Genomic DNA, 3,656 nt, shown 5'->3' with positions numbered 1-3,656 from the left:
ACCCACGGGTCGAGCCCTGCTCCTGGTGGCAACCCACCCTCGGGTTCCCAATGAGGAACCTTCACTCGCGCTGAACCCACGGGACTCGAGGGGTCGCCGGAGTACTCGCCGAAAAACGGGCGGATATGCCTCGCTAGGCTCCTGAACTGGTGATCTTCGGGTTCTAGCGGGAGGTTCTGGGTTGGCCACGCAGGTGTTCACCGACGAGGAGCTGGAGGGCCTGCGGAGGTTCCCGGAGATCGGCCAGGAGGAGCTGTTCCGGTTTTTCACGTTGACCCCAGCGGATGTGGCGTTCATCGACCCTGGCCGGGGGCGAGGGCCGGCGGACCGGCTGGGGCTCGCCGCTGCTCTGTGTTCGCTGCCGTGGCTCGGGCTCGTCCCGGATGACGTGGCCTCGGCGCCGCGAGCAGCGGTGGCGCGTCTGGCGGAGCAGCTGGGGGTGGACCCGGATGCGATCCGTTCGTACGGGCGCCGGGCGAAGACTCGGACGGACCATCTGCGGCGGGTGGCGCAATATCTGGGGTGGCGGCCGGCGGGTGCGCTGGAGTTGAAGGAGCTGGACGAGTTCCTGCTGGCGCGGGCGATGGAGCACGATTCGCCGACGTTGCTGTTCCGGCTGGCGTGTGAGTACCTGATCTCGGCGAAGGTGATCCGCCCGGGCCCGGTGACGGTGGTGGAGCGGGTCGCGCACGCCCGCGAGGTGGCGCGGCAGGAGACGTTCGACCGGCTGGCGCACGAGTTCACCGATGAGCGCCGCGCCGCGCTGGACTGGCTGCTGGTGACCGATCCGGAGATCGGGATGACACGGCTGCGGTGGCTAGGTAAGGGCCCGGTGGAGGCCTCGCCCGCGGCAGTGAAAGCCGAGATCACGAAGCTGGAGTTCCTGCGTGGTATGGACGCGCACACCTTGGATTTGTCGGTGCTGCCCGCGGAGCGACGGCGGTTTCTGGCCACGATGGGCCGCCGGCTGACCGCGCAGGCGTTGACCCGCCGCGAGCCGGAGCGGCGGTACCCGATCCTGCTGACCCTGGTGGCGCAGTCGGCGACCGAGGTGCTGGATGAGGTGGTGCAGCTGTTCGACCAGGCCATCTCGGCGCGGGAAAGCAAGGCGGGGCACAAGATGCGCGATGCGCTGGCCGAACGTGCGAAGTCCGGGGAGGGCCGCCAGGAGCTGCTGAACGATTTGCTGGAGATCATCTTTGATGTAGGGCTCGGTGACGAAGAGATTGGTGGGTTGATCAGGGGCGAGCGGATCGGGTGGCCGCGGCTGCGTGCGGCGCGGGAACAGGCCGCACCTCCGTTACCGCGGGATCACGGGCATCTGGCTGTGCTGGACGGCTCTTATGGGTATTTGCGGCAGTTCACCCCGCAGGTGCTGGAGAGTGTGCGGTTCGCCGGTGGTACGGCAGCGAGCGGGAGCTCAACGCCACCGGCGCTCGCAAGGTCCCAGACCATGCGCCGACCGGTTTCGTTCCGGCCCGCTGGCGCGGCTACCTGGATCAGGCGGCGAAGGACGGCAGCACGAGCGCGTACCGGCATTACTGGGAGTTGTGCACCCTGCTGGCACTGCGCGACGGGCTGCGGACCGGAGACGTGTTCGTGCCGGGCTCGCGCCGCTACTCCGACCCGGCGGCCTACCTGCTGACCCCGGGCAAGTGGGCTGACCAGAGGGTGGAGTTCTGCCGGCTGGTCGGCAAACCGGCCGACGCTGCGAAGGGCCTGGCCGAGGTCGAAGACGAGTTGCACACCGCGATGGGTGAGCTGGAAGCCACCCTCGCCACTGGTGACGGGCCGGTTCGTCTGGACGACGCGGGCGATCTGGTGATCTCGCCGTTGTCGGCGGAGGACATCCCGGCCGAGGCGGTGGCGCTGAAGGCGGAGCTGACCGAGATGCTGCCGTTCGCGCCGATCGTGTCGCTGCTGATCGAGATGGACAAGCGCACCGGGTTCCTGGACTGCTTCACCCACGCCGGGGGCAAGCAGACCCGCAGCCCGGAATTGAAGCGGAACCTGATCGCGGTGCTGCTCGCACATTCCACCAACCTCGGGCTGACCCGCATGGCCGATGCCTGCGGGATCTCCTACGACATCCTGGCCTGGACCGCTGAGTGGTACGTGCGGGAGGAGACGCTGCAGGCGGCGAACCTGGCGCTGATCAGCTACCACCAGAAGCTGCCGCTGACCGCAGTCCTCGGCTCCGGCACTCTGTCCTCATCGGATGGCCAGCGGTTTCCCACTCGTGGAAAGTCGGTTACGGCAAGGGCGTTGAGCCGGTATTTCGCGTCGGAGGGGCTGTCGACGTACACGCATGTGACCGACCAGCACACCACCTACGGCACGAAGGTCATCGTCGCGACTAAGCGCGAGGCGCATTACGTGCTGGATGAGATTCTCGGCAACGCCACCGACATTCCCATCACCGAGCACGCCACCGACACGCACGGCGTGACGCTGGTGAATTTCGGCCTGTTCGACCTGCTGGGGTTGCAGCTCTCGCCGCGTATCCGGGACCTGGGCAAGATCACCTTGTACCGGACCGGGCCGAAAACGCAGGTGGAGGCCAACTTCCCCCTGGCCGGGCCGTTGCTGACCCGGCGGTGCAACCTCGAACTCATCGCCGGCCACTGGGACGACCTGCTCCGCCTTGCCGGGTCGTTGAAGTTCGGGCACGCCACCGCTTCGCTGCTGGTCGGCAAGCTCTCGGCGTCGAACCGGCAAAACGCCCTAGCCGCGGCGCTGAAGGAATATGGGGCACTACGCAGAACGGTCTACGCCGCACGGTATTTGTCGGACCCGGGGTATCGCCGCAAGATCTCCCGGCAACTCAACAAGGGCGAGTCGCTGCACGCGCTCAAGCGGGACCTGCTGTACGCGCACGAAGGCGCGGTCCGCGCCCGTCACCTGGAGCAGCAGACCGAGCAGGCATGGTGCCTGCCCCTGACTACCAACGCCGTGGTGACCTGGACGACCGAGTACTACGGGCTCGCGGTGGAATCGATGCGGGCGGCCGGGCGGCGCATCGATGACGAGGTCCTGGCCCACATTTCACCGGCGCACAGCGAGAACATCAACTTCTTTGGAGCCATCGAAGTCGACATCGAAGGCGAGCTCGCCCAGCTCGGCCCGACTGGCTACCGGCCGCTGCGGGTACGCGACACGCTGTTCTAGGATCCCCAGGCCATCGAGTTGTGCGACGGGTTCTCCCCGCACGACTTCATCGGGCTCGGCGAGCTGGACCAAGATGCGCTGGTGGCGCAGTACGAGGCGAGGCACGTCATGGCTGGCGGCGACCAAAACCCTTGCCGCGAACGGGGAATCGTCACCAGCGAGCAGGGCATGATCGGTTGCACGTTACCCGAGATAAGCAGATTGTTGATCAACCTGGTCCACCGCTACCCGCCCGACCCCGAACATGTCTGGTGCTACCGACGACGCGGCCACCCCCTCACCTAAAGTCGTTGCAGTATTAACGTTTGACCGCCTGGAGCAGCTGGAACGTCACCGCGACGTGGCCTGAGTGGCGGGCCTCACCCCGGTATTCGGTGAACTCAAGCCCCAACTCGGCGGCGATTCGGTCGAGCCACACGCGGTCGCCGAGGCTATTGAAGCCCAGCAACAACACCCCACCGGGCGTGAGCCGCTGCATGCCCTCCGCC

Annotated in this window: 1 protein-coding gene and 2 pseudogenes; 2 read left to right on the top strand and 1 reads right to left on the bottom strand. The window is 67.0% G+C overall.

Features of this window, described 5'->3' with window-relative positions; translation table 11 throughout:
• Positions 1-193 precede the first annotated feature (193 nt).
• Positions 194-634: pseudogene (locus tag AB0I53_RS49365) on the top strand (DUF4158 domain-containing protein); the annotation flags it as partial.
• Positions 635-1,257: 623 nt separating this feature from the next.
• Entirely contained in the window at positions 1,258-3,168 is a 1,911-nt protein-coding gene (locus AB0I53_RS49360; protein ID WP_358618115.1) for a Tn3 family transposase, read from the top strand.
• A gap of 298 nt (positions 3,169-3,466) precedes the next feature.
• Here the strand turns inward: AB0I53_RS49360 and AB0I53_RS49355 are convergent.
• A pseudogene (locus AB0I53_RS49355) lies at positions 3,467-3,656 on the bottom strand (SAM-dependent methyltransferase); the annotation flags it as partial.

Source organism: Saccharopolyspora sp. NPDC050389, from assembly GCF_040655595.1.
Classification (GTDB): domain Bacteria; phylum Actinomycetota; class Actinomycetes; order Mycobacteriales; family Pseudonocardiaceae; genus Saccharopolyspora.
The sequence above is the reverse complement of the archived record's forward strand: the minus strand, read 5'-3'. Positions and strand labels throughout refer to the sequence as shown.